Origin of the sequence: Pseudomonas sp. W5-01 (genome assembly GCF_046540435.1) — a bacterium.
In the GTDB taxonomy this organism is placed as follows: domain Bacteria; phylum Pseudomonadota; class Gammaproteobacteria; order Pseudomonadales; family Pseudomonadaceae; genus Aquipseudomonas; species Aquipseudomonas graminis_B.
In genome coordinates, this window is the sequence record NZ_JAXCIP010000011.1 from 63548 (window position 1) to 84918 (window position 21371).

General features: G+C 60.8%; 15 protein-coding genes. 14 read left to right on the forward strand and 1 reads right to left on the reverse strand.

Translation table 11 applies throughout. The features are described from left to right. Positions 1-83: 83 nt before the first annotated feature. The 3 genes from rpmE to SLW75_RS25650 all read left to right on the forward strand — a co-directional run bounded on the left by rpmE (position 84) and on the right by SLW75_RS25650 (position 2591). Entirely contained in the window at positions 84-317 is a 234-nt protein-coding gene (gene rpmE / locus SLW75_RS25640) for a 50S ribosomal protein L31 (protein WP_065986634.1), read from the forward strand. 23 nt (positions 318-340) lie between these two features. Beyond that, the gene (locus SLW75_RS25645) at positions 341-1144 is read left to right on the forward strand and encodes a thermonuclease family protein (protein ID WP_410935775.1); all 804 of its coding nucleotides are present in this window, start codon (positions 341-343) and stop codon (positions 1142-1144) included. 178 nt (positions 1145-1322) lie between these two features. Beyond that, on the forward strand, positions 1323-2591 hold the full coding sequence (locus tag SLW75_RS25650; protein WP_065986631.1) for a malic enzyme-like NAD(P)-binding protein: 1269 nt from the start codon (positions 1323-1325) through the stop codon (positions 2589-2591). 126 nt (positions 2592-2717) lie between these two features. On the opposite strand, the gene SLW75_RS25655 is transcribed toward SLW75_RS25650, so the two are convergent. Then, on the reverse strand, positions 2718-5192 hold the full coding sequence (locus SLW75_RS25655) for a penicillin-binding protein 1A (protein ID WP_410935795.1): 2475 nt from the start codon (positions 5190-5192) through the stop codon (positions 2718-2720). 209 nt (positions 5193-5401) lie between these two features. Between SLW75_RS25655 and SLW75_RS25660 the strand changes: the two genes are divergently transcribed. The 11 genes from SLW75_RS25660 to hemE all read left to right on the forward strand — a co-directional run bounded on the left by SLW75_RS25660 (position 5402) and on the right by hemE (position 21361). Beyond that, positions 5402-6466 (forward strand): pilus assembly protein PilM, encoded by a 1065-nt coding sequence (locus SLW75_RS25660; protein WP_065986628.1) that lies wholly within the window; start codon positions 5402-5404, stop codon positions 6464-6466. Next, on the forward strand, positions 6466-7035 hold the full coding sequence (locus SLW75_RS25665; protein ID WP_192130910.1) for a PilN domain-containing protein: 570 nt from the start codon (positions 6466-6468) through the stop codon (positions 7033-7035). Before SLW75_RS25660 ends, SLW75_RS25665 begins: the two co-directional genes overlap by 1 nt. Beyond that, entirely contained in the window at positions 7032-7679 is a 648-nt protein-coding gene (pilO, locus tag SLW75_RS25670) for a type 4a pilus biogenesis protein PilO (protein ID WP_296314724.1), read from the forward strand. The genes SLW75_RS25665 and pilO overlap by 4 nt, the downstream gene beginning before the upstream one ends. Continuing rightward, the gene (locus tag SLW75_RS25675; RefSeq protein WP_192130912.1) at positions 7676-8203 is read left to right on the forward strand and encodes a pilus assembly protein PilP; all 528 of its coding nucleotides are present in this window, start codon (positions 7676-7678) and stop codon (positions 8201-8203) included. Before pilO ends, SLW75_RS25675 begins: the two co-directional genes overlap by 4 nt. Positions 8204-8256: 53 nt before the next feature. Beyond that, a complete protein-coding gene (gene pilQ / locus SLW75_RS25680) occupies positions 8257-10335 on the forward strand; it encodes a type IV pilus secretin PilQ (RefSeq protein WP_065986738.1) in 2079 nt (692 codons plus the stop codon). A 4-nt stretch (positions 10336-10339) separates the two neighbouring features. Beyond that, complete coding sequence (gene aroK, locus SLW75_RS25685; protein WP_065986620.1) at positions 10340-10858, forward strand: shikimate kinase AroK; 519 nt, start codon at positions 10340-10342, stop codon at positions 10856-10858. A gap of 130 nt (positions 10859-10988) precedes the next feature. After that, a complete protein-coding gene (gene aroB, locus SLW75_RS25690) occupies positions 10989-12092 on the forward strand; it encodes a 3-dehydroquinate synthase (RefSeq protein WP_410935776.1) in 1104 nt (367 codons plus the stop codon). A 10-nt stretch (positions 12093-12102) separates the two neighbouring features. Further along, positions 12103-13722 (forward strand): SPOR domain-containing protein, encoded by a 1620-nt coding sequence (locus SLW75_RS25695; RefSeq protein ID WP_065986616.1) that lies wholly within the window; start codon positions 12103-12105, stop codon positions 13720-13722. Between the two features lie 359 nt (positions 13723-14081). Then, a complete protein-coding gene (gene gltB / locus SLW75_RS25700) occupies positions 14082-18527 on the forward strand; it encodes a glutamate synthase large subunit (RefSeq protein WP_410935777.1) in 4446 nt (1481 codons plus the stop codon). Positions 18528-18649: 122 nt separating this feature from the next. After that, positions 18650-20068, forward strand: coding sequence for an FAD-dependent oxidoreductase (locus SLW75_RS25705; protein WP_065986613.1), 1419 nt, complete (start codon positions 18650-18652; stop codon positions 20066-20068). Between the two features lie 228 nt (positions 20069-20296). Continuing rightward, entirely contained in the window at positions 20297-21361 is a 1065-nt protein-coding gene (gene hemE, locus SLW75_RS25710; protein ID WP_192130922.1) for a uroporphyrinogen decarboxylase, read from the forward strand. Positions 21362-21371: the final 10 nt, after the last annotated feature.

Below are 21371 nucleotides of genomic sequence, written 5' to 3' on the forward strand. Positions count from 1 at the left end.
TGTCTGTTAATATGCGCGGCCTAATTCCGTGCGGTATTCAACAATAGTGTTGGGTGGCGGCACGATAGCCTGAGGAAATACCCATGAAAGCTGATATCCATCCAGTTTACGAAGCCATTGACGCAACCTGCAGCTGCGGCAATGTCATCAAAACCCGTTCCACACTGGCCAAGCCTCTGAGCCTGGACGTGTGCAACGAGTGCCACCCGTTCTACACCGGCAAGCAAAAAACTCTGGACGTCGGCGGTCGTGTCGACAAGTTCAAGTCGCGTTTCGGTGCGTTCGGTCCTACCAAAGCTCCTGCTGCTGCAGAGTAAGGTTGGCCGTTCTGGAGTCGCCGATGCGTTTCTCCAGGCTGCTTAAAAAGGCGTCCCTCGCGGGCGCCTTTTTTATGTCTGCGATTTGGTTTTCGTCGGCCCAGGCCTTGTGCCCTGCGCCGCCGTCTCTGCCTGTGCTTCAGGTGCAGCGAGTGGTCGATGGCGACACGGTGCGCCTGAGCGATGGTCGCAGCGTTCGCATGATTGGCCTGAATACACCAGAAACCGGCAAAAAGGGCCAGTCCGCCCAACCGTTTGCCGAAGCGGCCAAGCGTCGTTTGCAGGCATTGGTGGATGCCAGTGACGGGCAGGTCAGGCTGCGCGTCGGTGAAGAGCCGACCGATCACTACGGACGCACCCTTGCCAACGTCTATGGCCGCGATGGCGCCAATCTCGAGGCGCAACTGCTGGCGGAAGGCCTAGGCTATCTCGTCGCAGTCTCCCCTAACGTTGCACTGGTGAGCTGCCAGCAGGCCGCAGAGAAGTCAGCACGCCAGGCCGGACGGGGCCTGTGGCGCAACTCGCCGGTTCAGCCGGTCGAGCAGATCAGCACGGGCGGGTTTGCGCTGGTCACTGGGCGCGTGACCAGCGTGCAGCGCAACGGCGGCGGTCTGTGGATCGAATTCGGCGATGCGCTGGTGCTGCGCATTGCGCCCAGGCTGCTCGGCCAGTTCGACACTGCCGCGCTGCAGCGGTCGAAAGGTCAGCGAATCGAAGCCCGTGGCTGGGTGGTCGATCGTTCGCGCAGGGGCGGGCTTAAATCAGGTCAGCCTCGCTGGATGATGCCGATCACTCATCCTGCAATGTTGGATACAGTAAGCAAGTAAATTGTAGACAGTTTTTTACAGGATTGTCGTCGCTGGAGGCCTTGTGTTCTGCGTCTCTACGCTGAAAGTCGTAGATGCGGCCTCTTGACACAGGTGACCCGCCAGTCTTGTTAGGACTTTATGACTTGCGTATGCTCGGCGGTCCGTCTGTCCAACAGCAAAAAAGCGGAATGCCCCCATGTCAGATTTGAAAACTGCCGCTCTCGAATATCACGCTCATCCCCGTCCCGGGAAACTCAGCGTCGAGCTCACCAAAGCCACTGCAACCGCTCGCGATCTGTCGCTGGCCTACAGCCCGGGTGTGGCTGAGCCGGTCCGCGAAATCGGTCGCGATCCGGAACTTGCCTACAAGTACACCGGCAAAGGCAACCTGGTAGCGGTGATCTCTGATGGCACCGCGATTCTGGGTCTGGGTAACCTCGGGCCTCTCGCCTCCAAGCCGGTCATGGAAGGCAAGGGTGTGCTGTTCAAGCGCTTTGCCGGTATCGACGTGTTCGATATCGAAGTCGATTCGGAAAGCCCGCAGGCCTTCATCGACACCGTGCGACGCATCTCCATCACCTTCGGCGGCATCAACCTGGAAGACATCAAGGCACCTGAGTGCTTCGAAATCGAAAAGGCGCTGATCGAGCAATGCGACATTCCGGTTTTCCACGATGACCAGCACGGCACCGCGATCGTTACCGCCGCCGGCATGATCAACGCGCTGGAAATCGCTGGCAAAACCCTGGAAACGGCGAAGATCGTCTGCCTGGGCGCTGGCGCTGCGGCCATCTCCTGCATGAAGTTGCTGGTGAGCATGGGCGCGAAGATCGAAAACATTTTCATGATCGACCGTAGCGGCGTGGTTCACGACGGACGTACCGATCTGAACCAGTACAAGGCCCAGTTCGCTCACACCACCGACAAGCGCACCTTGGCCGATGCTCTGGAAGGCGCTGACGTGTTCGTCGGTCTGTCCGGTCCGAACCTGCTGAGCGCTGAAGGCCTGAAGTCGATGGCGGCCAATCCGATCGTGTTCGCCTGCTCGAACCCGGATCCGGAAATCTCGCCGGAACTGGCTCACGCCACCCGCAACGACGTGATCATGGCGACCGGCCGTTCGGACTACCCGAACCAGGTCAACAACGTGCTGGGCTTCCCGTTCATCTTCCGTGGCGCACTGGACGTTCGCGCCAAGCGTATCAACGAAGAGATGAAGATCGCAGCGGCCAACGCCCTGCGCGAACTGGCCAAGCTGCCGGTGCCTCAGGAAGTCTGCGACGCCTACGGCGGCATCGCCCTGGAATTCGGTCGTGAGTACATCATCCCGAAACCAATGGACGCACGCCTGTTGGGCTTGATCTCCGATGCAGTTGCCAAGGCAGCCATCGAGAGCGGTGTCGCGACCCTGCCGTATCCAAAGCACTACCCGCTGAAGAGCGTGGACGAAGTGTTCAACGGCTGATAGCAGCGCCCATAAAAAAACCCAGCCATGTGCTGGGTTTTTTTTATGGCTGGAGGCTACCAGCAGTGCAACTGATCGCCGCTGCTTTTACTTGGAGCTTGCCGCTTGAGGCTTGCGGCTGCTCCCCTAGAACAGATCGATCGGCGCCGATTCGTCCGCTGGCAGCGGGCTGCCTGGGGGTGGGCTGCCGCCGAGTTCGTTCACGCTAGGCGGCGTGTCTTCGCTCTTGAACAGCTCGAAGAACGCACCCGGCGTGCTCGGCGTCGCAGAGCGGCCACTGACCGGATCGATGCGCAGGCTAAGGATGCCGTCCGGTTCTGCCTGAACGTGTGGCGGCTTGTCCTTCAGCGCGGCGCTCATGTACTTCATCCAGATCGGCAGCGCGACCGTGCCGCCGAACTCATGACGACCGAGGCTTTCAGGCTGATCGAAACCGGTCCAGACCGTGGTCACGTAGTCAGCGTTGTATCCCGTGAACCACGCATCTTTCGATTCGTTGGTGGTACCGGTTTTGCCTGCGATGTCCGGACGGTTCATGGCCAGGGCGCGGCGACCGGTGCCGCGCTTGATCACGTCCTGCAGCATGCTGTTGAGGATGTAAACCGTACGACCGTCAACAATCCGCTCCGCGACCACAGGGGCCGGCGCTGCGCCCGAAGTATCCAGTGCGTTCGGCACAACGTTGGCAGTCAGCGGTGGCGTGTCTGGCGCTGCGTAGGTCGATGCGCTGCTGATGGCCGCTTCGCTGACCGCTTTCGGATTCGGGTCATTGGCGGGCACCGTCGGCGGGTTGGCGACGAACAGGGTTTTGCCTTCACGGTCCTCAATCTTCTGGATGAGGTACGGGCTGATCTTGTAGCCGCCGTTGGCAAACGCACTCCAGCCGCCGACGATTTCCATCGGCGTCAGGGTGGCTGTGCCCAGGGCCAGGGAAAGGTTGGGCGGCAAGTCCTGTTTGTTGAAGCCAAAGCGCGTGATGTAGTTGATGGCCGTGTTCACGCCCAGGCTTTGCAGCAGGCGGATCGACACGAGGTTACGCGACTTGTACAACGCCTCGCGCAGCCGAATCGGACCGAGGAAGGTGCCCGTGTCGTTCTTCGGGCGCCAGACCTTGTCGATGGTTTCGTCGACGAACACGATCGGCGCGTCGTTGACCAGGCTGGCGGCGGTGTAGCCGTTATCCAGCGCTGCCGAGTACAGGAACGGTTTGAAGCTGGAGCCCGGCTGACGCTTGGCCTGCATTGCCCGGTTGTAGTTGCTCTGCTCGAACGCGAAACCGCCGACCAGCGCGCGAATCGCGCCGTTCTGCGGATCCAGCGAAACCAGCGCGCTCTGCGCCACCGGAAGCTGGCTGAACTTGAGCGAGTAGTCCGGCTGACGCTGCAAACGCACCAGATCGCCGACATGGGCCACATCGCCAGGCTGCTTGGGATTGGCACCAACGCTGTTGGTGTTCAGGAACGCCTTGGCCCACTTCATGCTGTCCCAGGCGACAGTTTCTTCGTTCTCGCCGCTGCGGGTCAGTACGCGAATGCCGGTCTTGTCGACCTGGGTGACGATGGCCGGCTCCAGACCGCTGATCGGACGCTGTTTGCTCAGTTCCTGCACCCAGCCCTCGCGGGTCAGGCCGGGGAATCGGCTCTCAGGCCCGCGATAGCCATGGCGCTGGTCGTATTCGATCAGGCCGTCCTGCACCGCCTTGTTGGCGTCTTCCTGCAAGCCGCTCGGCACGGTAGTGGTGACCCGGAAGCCTTCTGTGTAGGCTGCGCTGCCATAACGACCCACCATTTCGGCGCGCGCCATTTCAGCGATATACGGCGCGTTCACTTCAGGGCTCTGAACGTGGTAGCTGGCGTTGATCGGCTCGACAAGGGCGGTCTGGTAGGTGTTCTGGTCGATTTTCCCCAGCTTGAACATGCGGCCCAGAATCCAGTCGCGGCGCTCTTTGGCGCGCACCGGGTTGGCCAGTGGGTTGAATCGTGACGGCGCCTTGGGCAGACCGGCAATCATTGCCATCTGCGCAACGCTCAGATCGCGGATGGATTTGCCGTAGTAAACCTGCGCTGCGGCCTCGATGCCGTAAGCCCGGTTACCCAGATAGATCTTGTTGACGTACAGCTCGAGAATCTCGTCCTTGGTAAGTTGGCGCTCGATTTGCAAGGCCAAGAGAATCTCGGTGGTTTTGCGCGAAAAACTGCGCTCGCTGGTCAGGAAATAGTTTTTCGCGACCTGCATGGTGATGGTCGAGCCGCCGGACTGAATGTGACCGCTCTTGACCAATTGGCTGGCCGCGCGCATCAGGCTGCTCGGGTCCACGCCGTAGTGGTTCTCGAAGTTATCGTCTTCGGCAGACAGCAAGGCGTGAATGAAATTGGGGGGAATGTCGGCGAAACGGATGGGAGAGCGGCGCATTTCGCCGAACTCTGCAATCAGCTTGCCGTCGCTGCTGAACACTCGCAGGGGGATCTGCAGCTGGATATTGCGCAGCGCATCGACCGAGGGCAGGTTCGGGGCCAAGTAGAGGAAGGCGCCGCTCAGGCCGAGCACCAGCCCGCAGACGACCGCGACGATGGACCACCAGACAAACTTCAGCAGGCGTATCAAGGCTTTTGGATTTCCAGAAAAAAGAATGAGTTAGACGCAGGCATTTACAAATGAACACGCCTTGAAGCTTCGCTACACGAAAAAAACGCTGGGCATTATAAGCATTTTTCGTCGTCGAGCGTTATTTGCGCTACTGTCAAGTCAGCCGACAGTGGCACTGGACTAGAAATCATCCGTAAGTGACGGAAACGCATAGGGAATCGGTTGTGTTCGAACTCTTCAGTAAGAAGGCCAACACCCTTCTAGGGATCGATATTAGCTCCACCTCGGTCAAGCTCTTGGAGCTAAGTCGGTCCGGCAACCGTTACAAGGTCGAGTCTTATGCGGTCGAACCGCTGCCGGCCAACGCAGTGGTCGAAAAGAACATCGCGGAGCTCGAAGGTGTCGGCAGTGCTTTGACGCGCCTGCTGGTAAAAGCCAAGAGTAACGTCAAAATCGCGGCGGTTGCCGTTGCAGGTTCGGCTGTTATTACCAAGACCATCGAGATGGACGCAGGCCTTTCCGACGACGAGATGGAAAACCAGCTCAAGATCGAGGCCGACCAGTACATTCCCTATCCGCTGGAAGAAGTCGCCATCGATTTCGAAGTCCAAGGCTACTCGACGCGTAATCCCGAACGCGTCGAAGTATTGCTGGCCGCTTGCCGCAAGGAAAACGTAGAAGTGCGCGAAGCCGCGCTGGCACTGGCCGGGCTGACCGCTCGCGTCGTTGATGTCGAAGCCTATGCCTTGGAGCGCTCGTTCGGTCTGTTGTCTGCGCAACTGGGCCAGGACCACGAGCAGTTGACGGTCGCCGTCATCGACATCGGCGCGACCATGACCACCCTCAGCGTGCTGCACAACGGCCGCATCATTTATACCCGCGAACAATTATTTGGCGGTCGCCAGCTCACCGAAGAAATCCAGCGCCGTTATGGTTTGTCCGTCAGCGAGGCCGGGCTTGCGAAAAAGCAGGGCGGGCTCCCCGACGACTACGTCATGGAAGTCCTGCAGCCGTTCAAAGACGCCGTGGTGCAGCAGGTGTCCCGTTCGCTGCAGTTTTTCTTCGCAGCCGGCCAGTACAACCGCGTTGATTACATCATGCTGGCCGGCGGCACCGCCTCTATTTCCGGTCTTGATCGGCTGATCCAGGAACGCCTGGGCACGCCAACGCTGGTGGCAAACCCCTTTGCTGACATGGCGCTGAGCGTCAAGGTCAACGCCGGCGCGCTCGCCAGCGATGCGCCTGCACTGATGATCGCGTGCGGTCTGGCCCTGAGGAGCTTCGACTGATGGCACGGATCAACTTACTTCCCTGGCGTGAGCAGCAGCGCGAGGAGCGCAAGAAGCGCTTCATTCTGGCGCTGGCCGGTGTGCTGGTGCTGGGCATCGGCGCCATTCTTTTGGCTGATCAATATTTGAGCAGTGCCATCGCCCATCAGAACGCCCGCAATCAATTCGTCAGGACCGAAATCGTCCAGCTCGACGCGCGCATCAAAGAGATCAGTGAGCTCAAGGCGCGTCGCAAACAATTGCTGGAGCGGATGAAGATTATTCAGGACCTGCAGGGCAACCGGCCGATCATCGGGCGCATCTTCGATCAGATGGCTCGTACCCTCCCCGATGGCGTCTATTTCAACGACGTGAAGATGACCGGCCAGATGATCAGCATTTCCGGCGCTGCCGAATCCAATAACCGGGTGTCGGACCTGCTGCGGAATCTGGATGCCTCTGACTGGCTGGAGTCGCCGAGTCTGACCGAGGTCAAGGCGAACACTGCGGCGGGTGGCGTGGATCAGACCAACACCTTTCAGTTGACGGTGCGCCAGACGCAGCCAGCCGTTGAGGGGGTCAAGCCATGAGCATGAATGATTGGCTCGATAGCCTCAAAAAGATCGACCTTAACGACCTGGACATCAATAACCTGGGTTCATGGCCTGCTGCGGTCAAGACCATTGCCGGCGCGCTGTTGCTGGCGCTGGTGCTGGCCGGTGGGTACTTCTTCTATATCCAGGACATGCAGACTCAGCTCGATCAGGCCCGTGGCGAAGAGACGGCGCTGAAAGAGCAGTTCGCGACCAAGGCCTACCAGGCTGCCAACCTCGCGGCCTACAAGAGCCAGATGGTGGAGATGGAAAACACCTTCGGCGCCTTGCTGCGGCAGTTGCCCAGCGACACTGAAGTCCCCGGCCTGCTTGAAGACATCACCCGCACCGGTCTGGGCAGCGGCCTGGAGTTCGAGGAGATCAAGCTGCTCCCTGAAGAGGCTCAGCAGTTTTATATTGAATTGCCGATCCAGATTACCGTGACAGGCAGTTATCACGATCTCGCGACCTTCGCCAGTGGCGTCGCCAGCCTGCCACGAATCGTGACGCTGCATGACTTCGAGATCAAACCGCTGGACGCCAAGACCCCCGGAAAGCTGCGCATGAGCATCCTTGCCAAGACCTACCGGTATAACGACAAAGGTCTTCAGAACGTTGACACGAAAGGGCCAGCGAAATGAGCGCGGTGCGTTGGTTGTGCGTCGGCGTCACGCTGATGGGGCTGGCGGGTTGCGACAGCTCGAACGAATTTGACGATCTCAAGCAGTTCATGGCCGAGGTGCGCGCACGGCCGGTGGGCACCATCGAGCCGATGCCCAAGTTCCGGCCGTATGAGGCCTTTACCTATGCGGCGGCGAGTTTGCGCAGTCCGTTTCAGCCGCCGATCAAGATCGATCTGGTTAACCGTCCGAAGGGCTCGCACCTGGTGCAGCCTGATCCGACGCGGGTGAAGCAGTTCCTCGAAGGCTTCAACATCGACTCCTTCGAAATGGTCGGCACGTTGAGCAATGAAACCGGCACGTTCGCGCTGCTTCGCGGAGCGGGGGGCGTGCATCGGGTGAAAGTGGGCGATTACCTGGGGCGTAACGATGGCCGGATCACGGCGATCACCGACTCGGCGGTGCAAGTGATGGAAATCGTTCCGGATGGAGAGGGCGCGTGGCTTGAGCGACCGCTCAGTATTTCCCTCAAGGAACGCTCATGAAGACGGCAAGCAAGCGAAGCACCTTCGGATCTGCACAGTGGTGGAATGTGAACATGAACAGGATTCTTTCGATTATCGGCCTGTCGCTAGGGATGGCGATGCTTTCACCGGTTGTCCAGGCGGCTAACCTCAAGACGCTGGATGTCGCCGCATTGCCGGGGGATCGAGTCGAACTGAAACTGTCCTTCGACGGTCCGGTGGCGGCGCCGCGCGGCTACACCACCGAGCAGCCGGCACGAATCGCGCTGGACCTGCCTGGGGTGACCAGCCAACTGGCGATCAAAAGCCGTGACCTGGGTTCAGGCAACGCCCACAGCGTTGTGGTCGTCGAAGCCAAGGACCGCACGCGGGTGATCATCAACCTCACCACGCTCGCGCCCTATAGCTCGCGTGTCGACGGTAACAACCTGTTCGTCGTCGTGGGCCAGGGCGCTGCTGCGGCCCAGGGCTCGCAGCCAAGTACTGCCATGGGCGCGGCGCGAGTGAGTGTGCCGGCCGCGCAATCGGCAAAACCTGTTGCCCGCTCGTACGCGCCAGGCCCACGGTCGGTGAAAAACGTCGACTTCCAGCGCGGCGAGTTGGGTGAAGGCAACGTCATCATCGAGCTGAGCGACACCGGCATTGCCCCGGACATTCAGGAGCAGGGCGGCAAGATCCGCGTCGACTTCGCCAAAACCCAGTTGCCTGAACCCCTGCGCGTACGTCTGGACGTCAAGGATTTCGCGACCCCGGTGCAGTTCGTCAATTCCAGCGCCACGGGTGACAAGGCCAGTATTTCCATCGAGCCGTCCGGCGCGTTCGACTACTCCGCCTACCAGACCGATAACAAGCTGACCATCAGCGTGCGTCCCCTGACCAACGAAGATCAGGAGCGCCGCAATTCGGAAAAACTGGTCTACACCGGCGAGAAGCTGTCGCTGAATTTCCAGGACATCGACGTGCGTTCGGTGCTGCAACTGATCGCTGATTTCACCAACCTCAATCTGGTGGCCAGCGACACCGTTCAGGGCGGCATCACCCTTCGCCTGCAAAACGTACCGTGGGATCAGGCGCTGGATCTGGTGCTCAAGACCAAAGGCCTGGACAAGCGCAAGATCGGCAACGTATTGCTGGTCGGTCCGGCCGACGAGATCGCCGCGCGGGAGCGTCAAGAGCTGGAGTCCCTGAAGCAGATTTCCGAGTTGGCCCCACTGCGTCGCGAGTTGCTGCAGGTGAACTACGCCAAGGCCGCCGATATCGCCAAGCTGTTCCAGTCGGTCACCAGCGCTGAATCGAAGACCGATGAGCGCGGTTCGATTACGGTCGATGAGCGCACCAACAACATCATTGCCTACCAGACCCAGGACCGTCTGGACGAGCTGCGCCGCATCGTTTCGCAACTGGACATTCCGGTGCGCCAAGTGATGATCGAGGCGCGCATCGTCGAGGCCAACGTCGATTACGACAAGTCTCTGGGCGTGCGCTGGGGTGGTTCGAGCAGCAAGGGCAATTTCACCACCGGCGGCAGTGGCACGGTGACAGGCGCCTCGGCAACCAATGGCCCTTACGTCGACATGGGCGTAACCGACGCCACTTCGTCGATCGGCCTGGGCTTCCTGACTAACAACACGATTCTCGATCTCGAACTGACGGCGATGGAGAAGAGCGGCAACGGCGAAGTGGTCTCGCAGCCCAAGGTCGTTACCTCGGACAAGGAAACCGCGAAAATCCTGAAAGGTACGGAAGTGCCGTATCAGGAGGCCAGTTCCAGCGGCGCGACGTCGGTGTCGTTCAAAGAGGCGTCGCTGTCCCTGGAAGTGACCCCGCAGATCACGCCTGACAACCGCATCATCATGGAGGTCAAGGTCACGAAAGATGAGCCTGACTACGTGAACACGGTGCTGGGTGTGCCACCGATCAAGAAAAACGAAGTCAACGCCAAGGTGCTGGTGGCCGATGGCGAGACCATCGTAATTGGTGGCGTGTTCTCGAATACGCAGAGTAAAGTCGTCGACAAGGTGCCATTTTTAGGCGATGTGCCGTATGTTGGCCGCCTTTTCCGGCGCGATGTGGTTTCGGAGTCAAAATCCGAGCTGTTGGTGTTTCTCACTCCGCGTATCATGAACAACCAGGCGATTGCTGTGAGTCGTTGATTCTGTGCGAAATTTAATTCTTGTGGGGCCGATGGGGGCTGGTAAAAGCACCATCGGCCGCTTGCTGGCCAAAGAGCTTCGACTGCCGTTCAAGGATTCCGACAAGGAAATCGAGCTGCGAACGGGCGCCAATATTCCCTGGATCTTCGACAAGGAAGGCGAGGCGGGTTTTCGTGATCGTGAACAGGCGATGATCGCCGAGCTCTCCGCACTGGATGGCGTAGTCGTGGCCACCGGCGGAGGCGCAGTCATGCGCGAAGAAAATCGCCGCGCCCTGCATGCCGGTGGTCGCGTGGTGTATTTGCACGCTTCCGTTGAGCAGCAGGTGGGCCGGACCTCGCGGGATCGCAATCGCCCATTGTTGCGCACGGCTGACCCGGCCCGGGTGCTGCGCGAACTGCTGGCCATCCGCGATCCGCTGTACCGCGAGATCGCCGATGTCATCATCGAAACCGATGAGCGGCCCCCGCGAATGGTGGTTATCGACATCCTCGCTCTGCTGGCCGAGCTTCCTCCCCGTTAAAGCGCAGACGGAAATGCGCTATCCTCGGCGACCATAAAAAGTGGGGTCGCTACATGGCCTTGCGCCATAGCCGGTGTTGGCGTTTTTCAAGACGTGCACAGGCAACCAATTGTTAACAGCGTGGGGACACATGCAGACACTCAAGGTCGAGCTTGGCGAACGCAGCTACCCGATCCATATCGGCGAAGGCTTGCTGGATCAGCCCGAGTTGCTCAAGCCGTACATTGCCGGTAAACAGGTGGCGATCGTCTCCAACGCCACCGTTGCGCCGCTCTACATGGAACGCCTCACCCGATCCCTCGCCGGTTACAGCGTCTTGCCGATCGTGCTTCCCGACGGTGAAGCCTTCAAGAACTGGGAAACCCTGCAAACCATCTTCGACGCGTTGCTCACCGCACGCCACGACCGCCGCACCACGGTGATTGCGCTGGGCGGAGGCGTTATCGGTGATATGGCCGGCTTTGCGGCTGCCTGTTACCAGCGCGGCGTCGAATTCATTCAAGTGCCGACCACACTGCTCTCCCAGGTCGATTCTTCGGTCGGCGGCAAAACCGGCATCAATCACCCGCTGGGCAAAAACATGGTGGGTGCTTTCTATCAGCCCAATGCGGTGCTGATCGACACGTTGTCGCTGAACACCCTGCCTGAACGCGAACTGTCCGCCGGTCTTGCCGAGGTCATCAAATACGGTTTGATCTGTGACGAACCGTTCCTGACGTGGCTCGAAGAGAACATGGACAAGCTGCGCGGGCTGGATCAGGTCACACTGACGAGGGCAATCGAGCGCTCGTGCGCTGCCAAGGCGGCTGTCGTTGGCGCCGATGAGCGCGAGTCCGGCGTGCGCGCCACGCTGAACCTCGGCCACACCTTCGGCCATGCCATCGAAACCCACATGGGTTACGGCGTGTGGCTGCACGGCGAGGCGGTGGCGGCAGGCACGGTGATGGCGCTGGAAATGTCGGCGCGTCTGGGCTGGATCAGCGCGCAGGAACGTGACCGCGGCATCCGTATTTTTCAGCGCGCCGGCTTGCCGGTGGTTCCGCCGCAAGACATGACGCCCGAGCACTTCCTCGAGCACATGGCGGTGGACAAAAAGGTCATTGACGGTCGTCTGCGCCTGGTGCTGTTGCGTCGCATCGGTGAAGCAGTGGTAACTGACGAATATCCACAAGAAGTACTACAGGCCACACTGGTCGCGGACTACCGCGCCTTGGTGGATCAGCTTAGAGGTTAATGAGAAATCCATGACTAGTTTGCACGCCGATGAGGCCTTCCTCGGTCATTACCAGTTGAGTCATGACCCCTTTGCAACGCGGGTTCCCGGCTTCAAGTTCTTCCCCGCACAGCGCAAGCCCGTGCTGGGCCAACTGCATCACCTCGCGCGCTACAGCCAGCTGCTGCTGGTCGTGACCGGGCCTCAGGGCAGCGGCAAAACGCTGTTGCGTCAGGCCCTGGTGGCGAGCACCAACAAGCAGTCGGTGCAGAGCGTTGTGGTGTCGGCGCGCGGCGCCGGTGATGCGACGGGCGTGTTGCGCCAGGTTGCTCAGGCGCTGAACGTTGCTCAAGCGGAAATGCGTCCGATCCTGGCGCAAGTCGTGCAGTTGGCGCTGACCGGCCAGGAAGTCTACATCCTGGTGGACGATGCCGAACAACTGGGCGAATCCGCACTCGAAGCGTTGTTGGGATTGGCAGCAGGCACCCCGGAAGGGCGTCCGCATGTCTTCCTGTTCGGCGAGGCTTCGATCATTGATCGCCTGGATCAGCTGTGCGCCGAGAGCGGTACCGAGGAAGAACGCTTCCACGTTATCGAGCTGGCGCCGTATACCGAAGAAGAAACCCGTGAGTATCTGGCTCAGCGTCTCGAAGGCGCAGGGCAGGGTGTTGAGTTGTTCAGCGCCGCGCAGATCACTGATATCCACGAGCAGTCCGGTGGATGGCCAGGCGCGATCAACCAGGTCGCGCGCGATTCGATGATCGAAGCCATGATTGCCAGCCGCTCTGCGGTCAAGCGTCCAAGTATGGGGTTCAAAATGCCTAAGAAACACGTGTTGGCTTTGGGTGGGGTTGTTGTCGCGGCCGTTCTCGCGGCGTGGCTGATTCCAGGCCGCAGCAACGCTCCTGCCACGGCGCCAGCCAACTCTCAGGCTCAACTGCCTCTGGGTCAGGGCCAGGCGCCTGCGCAACAATCGAACAACGGTGGCCCGGCCATCGAGTTCGCCGGTAATTCGCAACCGATGCCGCTGCCCATGAATGGCTCGCAGCCTGCGACCCGCGCGCCGCTGGCTGAAGCTGCGGGCTCGGGCGAGGGTGATGGCGAAGATGGCGGTCCTGCGGCTAATCAATCGCTGCAGCCGCCGACCGTGACCACTACTGCGCCACCGGTGGGCGCGACGGCAAGTCCTGCGCCGACCGTGGCGCAGCAGCCGGTCCCGGCAACGCGTCCGGCCCCGGCCGCCAAGCCGACGCCCGCTCCGGCCCCTGCCGCGAAACCTGCGCCGGCGCCGACCCAGGTGGCCACCGCCAAACCTGCCCCGGCACCGGCGGCCAAGCCGGCAGCTGCAGCGTCTGGCGCGGCGGGCAGCGGCTGGTATGCGGGTCAGGCACCGACGCATTACGTGGTGCAGATCCTCGGCACCAGCTCCGAAGCCACCGCTCAGAGCTACGTGAAGGAGCAGGGCGCCGAGTACCGTTACTTCAAGAAAACCCTGCAGGGCAAGCCTCTGTTCGTGGTGACGTACGGCAGCTTCGCAGACCGCAATGCGGCACTGACCGCTATCAAGGCCTTGCCAGAGAAGGTTCAGGCTGGTAAACCTTGGCCTCGTACTGTCGGCAGTATCCAACAGGAACTCGCCGCCGCCCGCTGATGACGCAGGGACCTTATCCAGGTCCCTCGCTTGGCCCTCCCGATATCACGCATGAGCGTGCTGCCAACGAGCAGCGCGCCTTGCGGTGTCTGCGTCTCAGACGCGCATTGATCTTCGGGCTCTCATTGGTCAGACTCGCAAAAGAAGCTCTGGCTAGCACGAGAATCGATATAAAACCTTTCATGAATGCGACATAAATTTGCGACACTTCGTCGTCAAATTTGTGAGGACTTGTGTCGCTGTGTACAATGACCTCCCTTTTGCTCCCGCAAAGCCGGCATACGTTCGGCGTGGATGGTAAATGGTTGAATTGAAAAGAAATTTGCCTCGTTAAGGGGCAGCCTGGTGAGAATGTGTCTATGAAAGCAGGTCTGTACCATCCAGAAGAATTCAAGGATAACTGTGGTTTCGGCCTGATCGCCCATATGCAAGGCGAGCCCAGTCATCACCTGTTGCAGACGGCTATCGAAGCCCTGACCTGCATGACCCACCGTGGTGGTATCAACGCCGACGGCAAGACCGGTGACGGTTGCGGGCTGTTGATGCAAAAACCTGACACCTTCCTGCGTGCAGTGGCCACCGAGCATTTCGGCGTTGACCTGCCGCGTCAGTATTGCGCTGGCATGGTCTTCCTCAATCAGGACGACGCCAGGGCCGAAGCGGCCCGCGAAAACATGAACCGTGAAATCCTGGCGGCCGGCCTGACCCTGATCGGCTGGCGCCAGGTGCCGATCGACACCAGCGTCCTGGGTCGTCTGGCCCTTGAGCGTCTGCCGAAGATCGAGCAGGTGTTCATCGGCGGCGAAGGCCTGAGCGATCAGGAATTCGCAATCAAGCTGTTCTGCGCACGTCGTCGCTCCTCGGTGGCCAACGCCGCCGACACTGACCACTACATCTGCAGCTTTTCCCACAAGACCATCATCTACAAAGGTCTGATGATGCCGCGTGACCTCACGGCATTCTTCCCGGACCTCAACGACGAACGCCTGCAAACCGCGATCTGCGTGTTCCACCAGCGCTTCTCGACCAACACCCTGCCGAAATGGCCGCTGGCACAGCCGTTCCGCTTCCTCGCGCACAATGGCGAGATCAACACCATCACCGGTAACCGCAACTGGGCCCAGGCCCGTCGCACCAAGTTCACCAACGACCTGATGGACCTCGACGAGCTGGGCCCGCTGGTCAACCGCGTGGGCTCGGACTCTTCGAGCATGGACAACATGCTCGAGCTGATGGTGACCGGTGGCATCGACCTGTTCCGTGGTGTGCGCATGCTCGTGCCGCCGGCGTGGCAGAACGTCGAAACCATGGACCCGGATCTGCGCGCGTTCTACGAATTCAACTCCATGCACATGGAACCGTGGGACGGCCCGGCCGGCATCGTCATGACCGAAGGTCGCCACGCGGTCTGCCTGCTGGACCGTAACGGCCTGCGCCCTGCGCGCTGGGTCACCACCAAGAACGGCTACATCACCCTCGCGTCGGAAATCGGCGTGTGGAACTACAAGCCGGAAGACGTTATCGCCAAGGGCCGTGTCGGTCCGGGCCAGATCTTCGCCGTGGACACCGAAACCGGGCAGATCCTCGATACCGATGCCATCGACAGCCGTCTGAAGTCGCGCCATCCGTACAAGCAGTGGCTGCGCAAAAACGCCCTGCGTATTCAGGCGACGCTGGAAGACCACGACCACGGTTCGGCGTTCTACAACCCGGATCAGCTCAAGCAGTACATGAAGATGTTCCAGGTCACGTTCGAAGAGCGTGATCAGATCCTGCGCCCACTGGGTGAGCAGGGTCAGGAAGCGGTCGGCTCCATGGGCGATGACACGCCGATGGCGGTCTTGTCGCGTCGTGTCCGTACGCCGTACGACTATTTCCGTCAGCAGTTCGCGCAGGTCACCAACCCGCCGATCGACCCGCTGCGCGAAGCCATCGTCATGTCGCTGGAAGTCTGCCTCGGTGCCGAGCGCAACATTTTCCAGGAGTCGCCGGAGCACGCGTCTCGCGTGATCCTCAGCTCGCCGGTCATTTCCCCGGCCAAGTGGCGCTCGCTGATGACCCTGGATCGTCCGGGCTTTGATCGTCAGATCATCGACCTGAACTACGACGAAGCCATGGGCCTGGAAGCGGCCGTGCGCAACATCGCCGATCAGGCTGAAGAGGCCGTGCGTTCGGGCAAGACCCAGATCGTCTTGAGCGACCGCCATATCGCGCCGGGCAAACTGCCGATTCACGCGTCGCTGGCCACCGGTGCGGTGCATCACCGTTTGACCGAAAAAGGCCTGCGCTGCGACAGCAACATCCTGGTCGAGACCGCAACAGCACGCGACCCGCACCATTTCGCCGTGCTGATCGGCTTCGGCGCCTCGGCGGTCTATCCGTTCCTGGCGTACGAAGTGCTGGGCGACCTGATCCGTACCGGCGAAGTGCTGGGCGATCTGTACGAAGTCTTCAAGAACTACCGCAAAGGCATTACCAAAGGCCTGCTGAAGATTCTGTCGAAGATGGGCATCTCGACCGTCGCTTCGTACCGTGGCGCGCAGCTTTTCGAAGCCATTGGCCTCTCGGAAGAAGTCTGTGACCTGAGCTTCCGTGGCGTGCCGAGCCGCATCAAGGGCGCGCGTTTCGTCGATATCGAAGCCGAGCAGAAAGCTCTGGCCTTCGAAGCCTGGAGCGCGCGCAAGCCGATCCAGCAGGGCGGGCTGCTGAAGTTTGTCTACGGTGGCGAATACCACGCCTATAACCCTGATGTGGTGGCGACGCTGCAAGCCGCCGTTCAGCAGGGTGATTACGCTAAATTCAAGGAATACACAGCGCTGGTGGACAACCGTCCGGTGTCGATGATCCGTGACCTGCTCAAGGTCAGAGAGCTCGACACGCCGCTGGGCATCGATGAAATCGAACCGCTTGAAGCCATTTTGAAGCGCTTCGACTCGGCGGGTATCTCGCTGGGCGCGCTGTCGCCGGAAGCCCACGAAGCGCTGGCCGAGGCGATGAACCGTCTGGGCGCGCGCTCCAACTCCGGTGAGGGCGGCGAAGATCCGGCGCGCTATGGCACCATCCGCAGCTCCAAGATCAAACAGATCGCGACCGGCCGTTTTGGCGTAACGCCTGAGTACCTGGTCAACGCCGACGTGCTGCAGATCAAAGTCGCCCAGGGCGCCAAGCCGGGCGAGGGTGGTCAATTGCCGGGCGGCAAGGTCAACGGCCTGATCGCCAAGCTGCGTTACGCAGTGCCGGGCGTGACGCTGATTTCGCCGCCGCCGCACCACGACATCTACTCCATCGAAGACTTGTCGCAGCTGATCTTTGACCTCAAGCAGGTCAATCCGGCCGCGCTGGTCTCGGTCAAGCTGGTGGCTGAAGCAGGCGTGGGCACGATTGCGGCCGGTGTGGCCAAGGCCTACGCCGACCTGATCACCATTTCCGGCTATGACGGCGGCACTGGTGCGTCGCCGCTGTCGTCGATCAAATACGCGGGCTCGCCATGGGAAATCGGCCTGGCCGAGACCCACCAGACCCTGCGCGGCAACGACCTGCGCGGCAAGGTCCGGGTACAGACGGACGGCGGCCTGAAAACCGGCCTGGATGTGATCAAGGCAGCCATCCTTGGCGCCGAAAGCTTCGGCTTTGGTACGGCGCCAATGATCGCGCTGGGCTGCAAATACCTGCGCATCTGCCACCTGAACAACTGCGCCACCGGCGTCGCGACCCAGAACGACAAGCTGCGCAAGGACCACTACATCGGCACCGTCGACATGGTGATCAACTTCTTCACCTACGTGGCTGAAGAAACCCGCGAGTGGCTGGCGAAGCTGGGCGTTCGTTCGCTGGAAGAGCTGATCGGGCGTACCGACCTGCTGGACATCCTGCCGGGTGAAACCGCCAAGCAGCAGCATCTGGACCTGACGCCCCTGCTGGGCAGCGACCACATTCCGGCCGACAAACCGCAGTTCAGCCAGGTTGATCGCAACCCGCCGTTCGACAAAGGCCTGCTGGCCGAGAAGATGGTGGAACTGGCGATCTCTGCCATTCAGGCCAAGAGCGGCGGCGACTACGAACTGGATATCTGCAACTGCGACCGCTCCATCGGTGCGCGGATTTCCGGCGAAATCGCCAAGCTCCACTGCAACCAGGGCATGAACGACGCGCCGGTGACTTTCCGCTTCAAGGGCACGGCCGGTCAGAGCTTTGGCGTGTGGAACGCAGGCGGTCTGAACATGTACCTGGAAGGCGACGCCAACGACTACGTCGGCAAAGGCATGACCGCTGGCAAGCTGGTGATCGTGCCGCCGAAAGGCAGCCCGTTCAAGACCCAGGACAGCGCCATCATCGGTAACACCTGCCTGTACGGCGCTACCGGCGGCAAGCTGTTCGCGGCGGGCACGGCAGGTGAGCGTTTCGCGGTGCGTAACTCCGGCGCTCACACCGTTGTGGAAGGCACGGGCGATCACTGCTGCGAATACATGACCGGCGGTTTCGTCTGCGTGCTGGGCAAGACCGGCTACAACTTCGGCTCAGGCATGACCGGCGGCTTCGCCTACGTGCTCGACCAGGACAACACCTTCGTTGACCGGGTCAACCACGAACTGGTCGAGATCCAGCGCATCAGCGGCGAAGCGATGGAAGCCTATCGCAGCCATCTGGAGCGCGTGCTGGCCGAATACGTGACCGAAACCGACAGTGAATGGGGCCGCAATCTCTGGGAAAACCTGGACGACTACCTGCGCCGCTTCTGGCTGGTGAAGCCGAAGGCCGCCAACTTGAAGTCGCTGTTGTCCAGCACCCGCGCGAATCCGCAATAACAGCAGCTGCGAGCGGCAAGCTTCAAGCCGCAAGTTAACGGCAGCGCGCGAGTGCCTGCGAACATGATTTTCTTGCAGCTCCAAGCGTGGCGCTTGGGGCTGTAGTCAGGAGTTCTAACACCATGGCTGAACGTCTCAGTAACGACTTCCAGTTCATCGAAGTCGGGCGTAAAGATCCGAAGAAGAAACTGCTGCGTCAGCGCAAGAAAGAGTTCGTGGAGATCTACGAACCTTTCAAGCCTCAGCAGTCCGCCGATCAGGCGCACCGTTGCCTGGGTTGCGGCAACCCGTACTGTGAATGGAAATGCCCTGTGCATAACTTCATTCCCAACTGGCTGAAGCTGGTCTCCGAGGGCAACATCCTCGCGGCCGCCGAGCTGTCGCACCAGACCAACACCCTGCCGGAAGTTTGCGGCCGTGTGTGCCCGCAGGATCGTCTGTGCGAGGGCGCGTGCACCCTCAACGACGGCTTCGGCGCGGTGACCATTGGTTCGGTCGAGAAGTACATCACCGATACGGCCTTCGCCATGGGCTGGCGCCCGGACATGTCCCGCGTTGTGCCCAACGGCAAGCGCGTGGCAATCATTGGCGCAGGGCCTGCGGGTCTTGGTTGCGCTGACGTTCTGGTGCGTGGCGGCGTGAAGCCGGTGGTGTTCGACAAGAACCCGGAAATCGGCGGTCTGCTGACCTTCGGTATTCCCGAGTTCAAGCTCGAGAAGAGCGTGCTGAGCAATCGCCGCGAAGTGTTCACCGGCATGGGCATCGAGTTCCGCCTCAACACTGAGATCGGCAAGGACATCACCGTCGAGCAGTTGCTGGAAGAGTACGACGCGGTGTTCATGGGCATGGGCACGTACACGTACATGAAGGGTGGCTTCCCCGGTGAAGACTTGCCGGGCGTGCACGACGCGCTGGATTTCCTGATCGCCAACGTCAACCGCAACATGGGCTTTGAAAAGTCGCCGGAAGATTTCGTCGACATGAAGGGCAAGAAAGTCGTGGTACTGGGCGGCGGTGACACGGCGATGGACTGCAACCGCACGTCGATCCGCCAGGGCGCCAAGTCAGTGACCTGCGCCTATCGTCGCGACGAAGAAAACATGCCGGGCTCGCGCAAGGAAGTGAAGAACGCCAAGGAAGAGGGCGTAAGGTTCCTGTACAACCGTCAGCCCATCGCCATCGTGGGCGAGGATCGGGTCGAAGGCGTGAAAGTCGTCGAAACGCGCCTGGGCGAGCCGGATGCGCGAGGTCGTCGCAGCCCGGAGCCGATTCCGGGTTCCGAAGAGATCATCCCGGCGGATGCCGTGGTCATTGCCTTCGGCTTCCGGCCAAGCCCGGCATTGTGGTTCGATCCGCAGGGTATCCAGGTCGACAGCCAGGGCCGTGTTGTGGCGCCGGAGCAGGGCCAGTTCAAGCACCAGACCAGCAACCCGAAGATCTTCGCCGGCGGCGACATGGTGCGCGGGTCTGATCTGGTGGTGACGGCGATCTTTGAAGGCCGCAACGCGGCTGAAGGGATTCTGGATTATCTGGGCGTCTGATTGACGCAAGCTACAAGCTACAAGCTACAAGCTACAAGCGGTAAGCGGTAAGCGCCAAGCCACAAGCTAATGGCAGACGCTGATCTGCTTTTACTTGAAGCTTGCCGCTTGAAGCTCGCCGCTGCATTGATGCGACAAATCGCCCCGATAAATAAAAGGCACGGCACCGACCGTGCCTTTTATGTTGGTGTCTGAGAAAATGCCCGCACTTTTTTTCCGGATGCCGACATGACTGCCCTGAAGAACGACCGTTTCCTTCGCGCCCTGCTCAAGCAGCCTGTTGACGTCACGCCTGTATGGATGATGCGCCAGGCCGGCCGCTACCTCCCGGAGTACCGCGCCAGTCGCGCCAAGGCCGGAGACTTCATGAGCTTGTGCATGAACCCGGCGTTCGCCTGTGAAGTTACCCTGCAGCCCCTTGAGCGCTATCCGCTCGACGCCGCCATTCTGTTCTCCGACATTCTCACCGTTCCCGATGCCATGGGCCTGGGCCTGTACTTCGAAACCGGCGAAGGTCCGCGCTTCCGCAAAACCGTCACCACCCTGGCTGACATCGAAGCGTTGCCGATCCCTGACGCGCAGAAAGACCTCGGCTACGTCATGGACGCGGTCAGCACCATTCGCCGCGAGCTCAACGGCCGTGTGCCGCTGATCGGGTTCGCCGGCAGCCCGTGGACCCTGGCGACGTATATGGTCGAAGGCGGCTCGTCCAAGGACTTCCGCAAATCCAAGGCCATGCTCTACGACAACCCCCACGCCATGCACTTGCTGCTCGACAAGCTCGCGCAGTCGGTGACGGCGTACCTGAACGGCCAGATTCTGGCAGGCGCCCAGGCGGTGCAGATCTTCGACAGCTGGGGCGGGAGCCTTTCGGCCGCGGCGTATCAGGAATTCTCACTGGCTTACATGCGCAAGATCGTCAACGGCCTGATCCGTGAGCACGACGGGCGCAAAGTGCCGGTCATCCTGTTCACCAAAGGCGGCGGCATGTGGCTGGAAAGCATCGCCGACGCCGGCGCCGATGCGCTGGGCCTGGACTGGACCTGCGACATCGGCGAAGCCCGCCGCCGCGTCGGCAGCAAGGTCGCGCTGCAAGGCAACATGGACCCGACTGTGCTCTACGCCAACCCGAACGCCATCCGCCAGGAAGTCTCGAACATCCTCGCCAGCTACGGCAGCGGCACCGGCCACGTCTTCAACCTTGGCCACGGCATCACCCCCGAAGTCAACCCGGCCAATGCCGGCGCCTTCATCGAAGCGGTGCACGAAATGTCGGCGAAGTATCACCAGTAAGCGCTTTGCA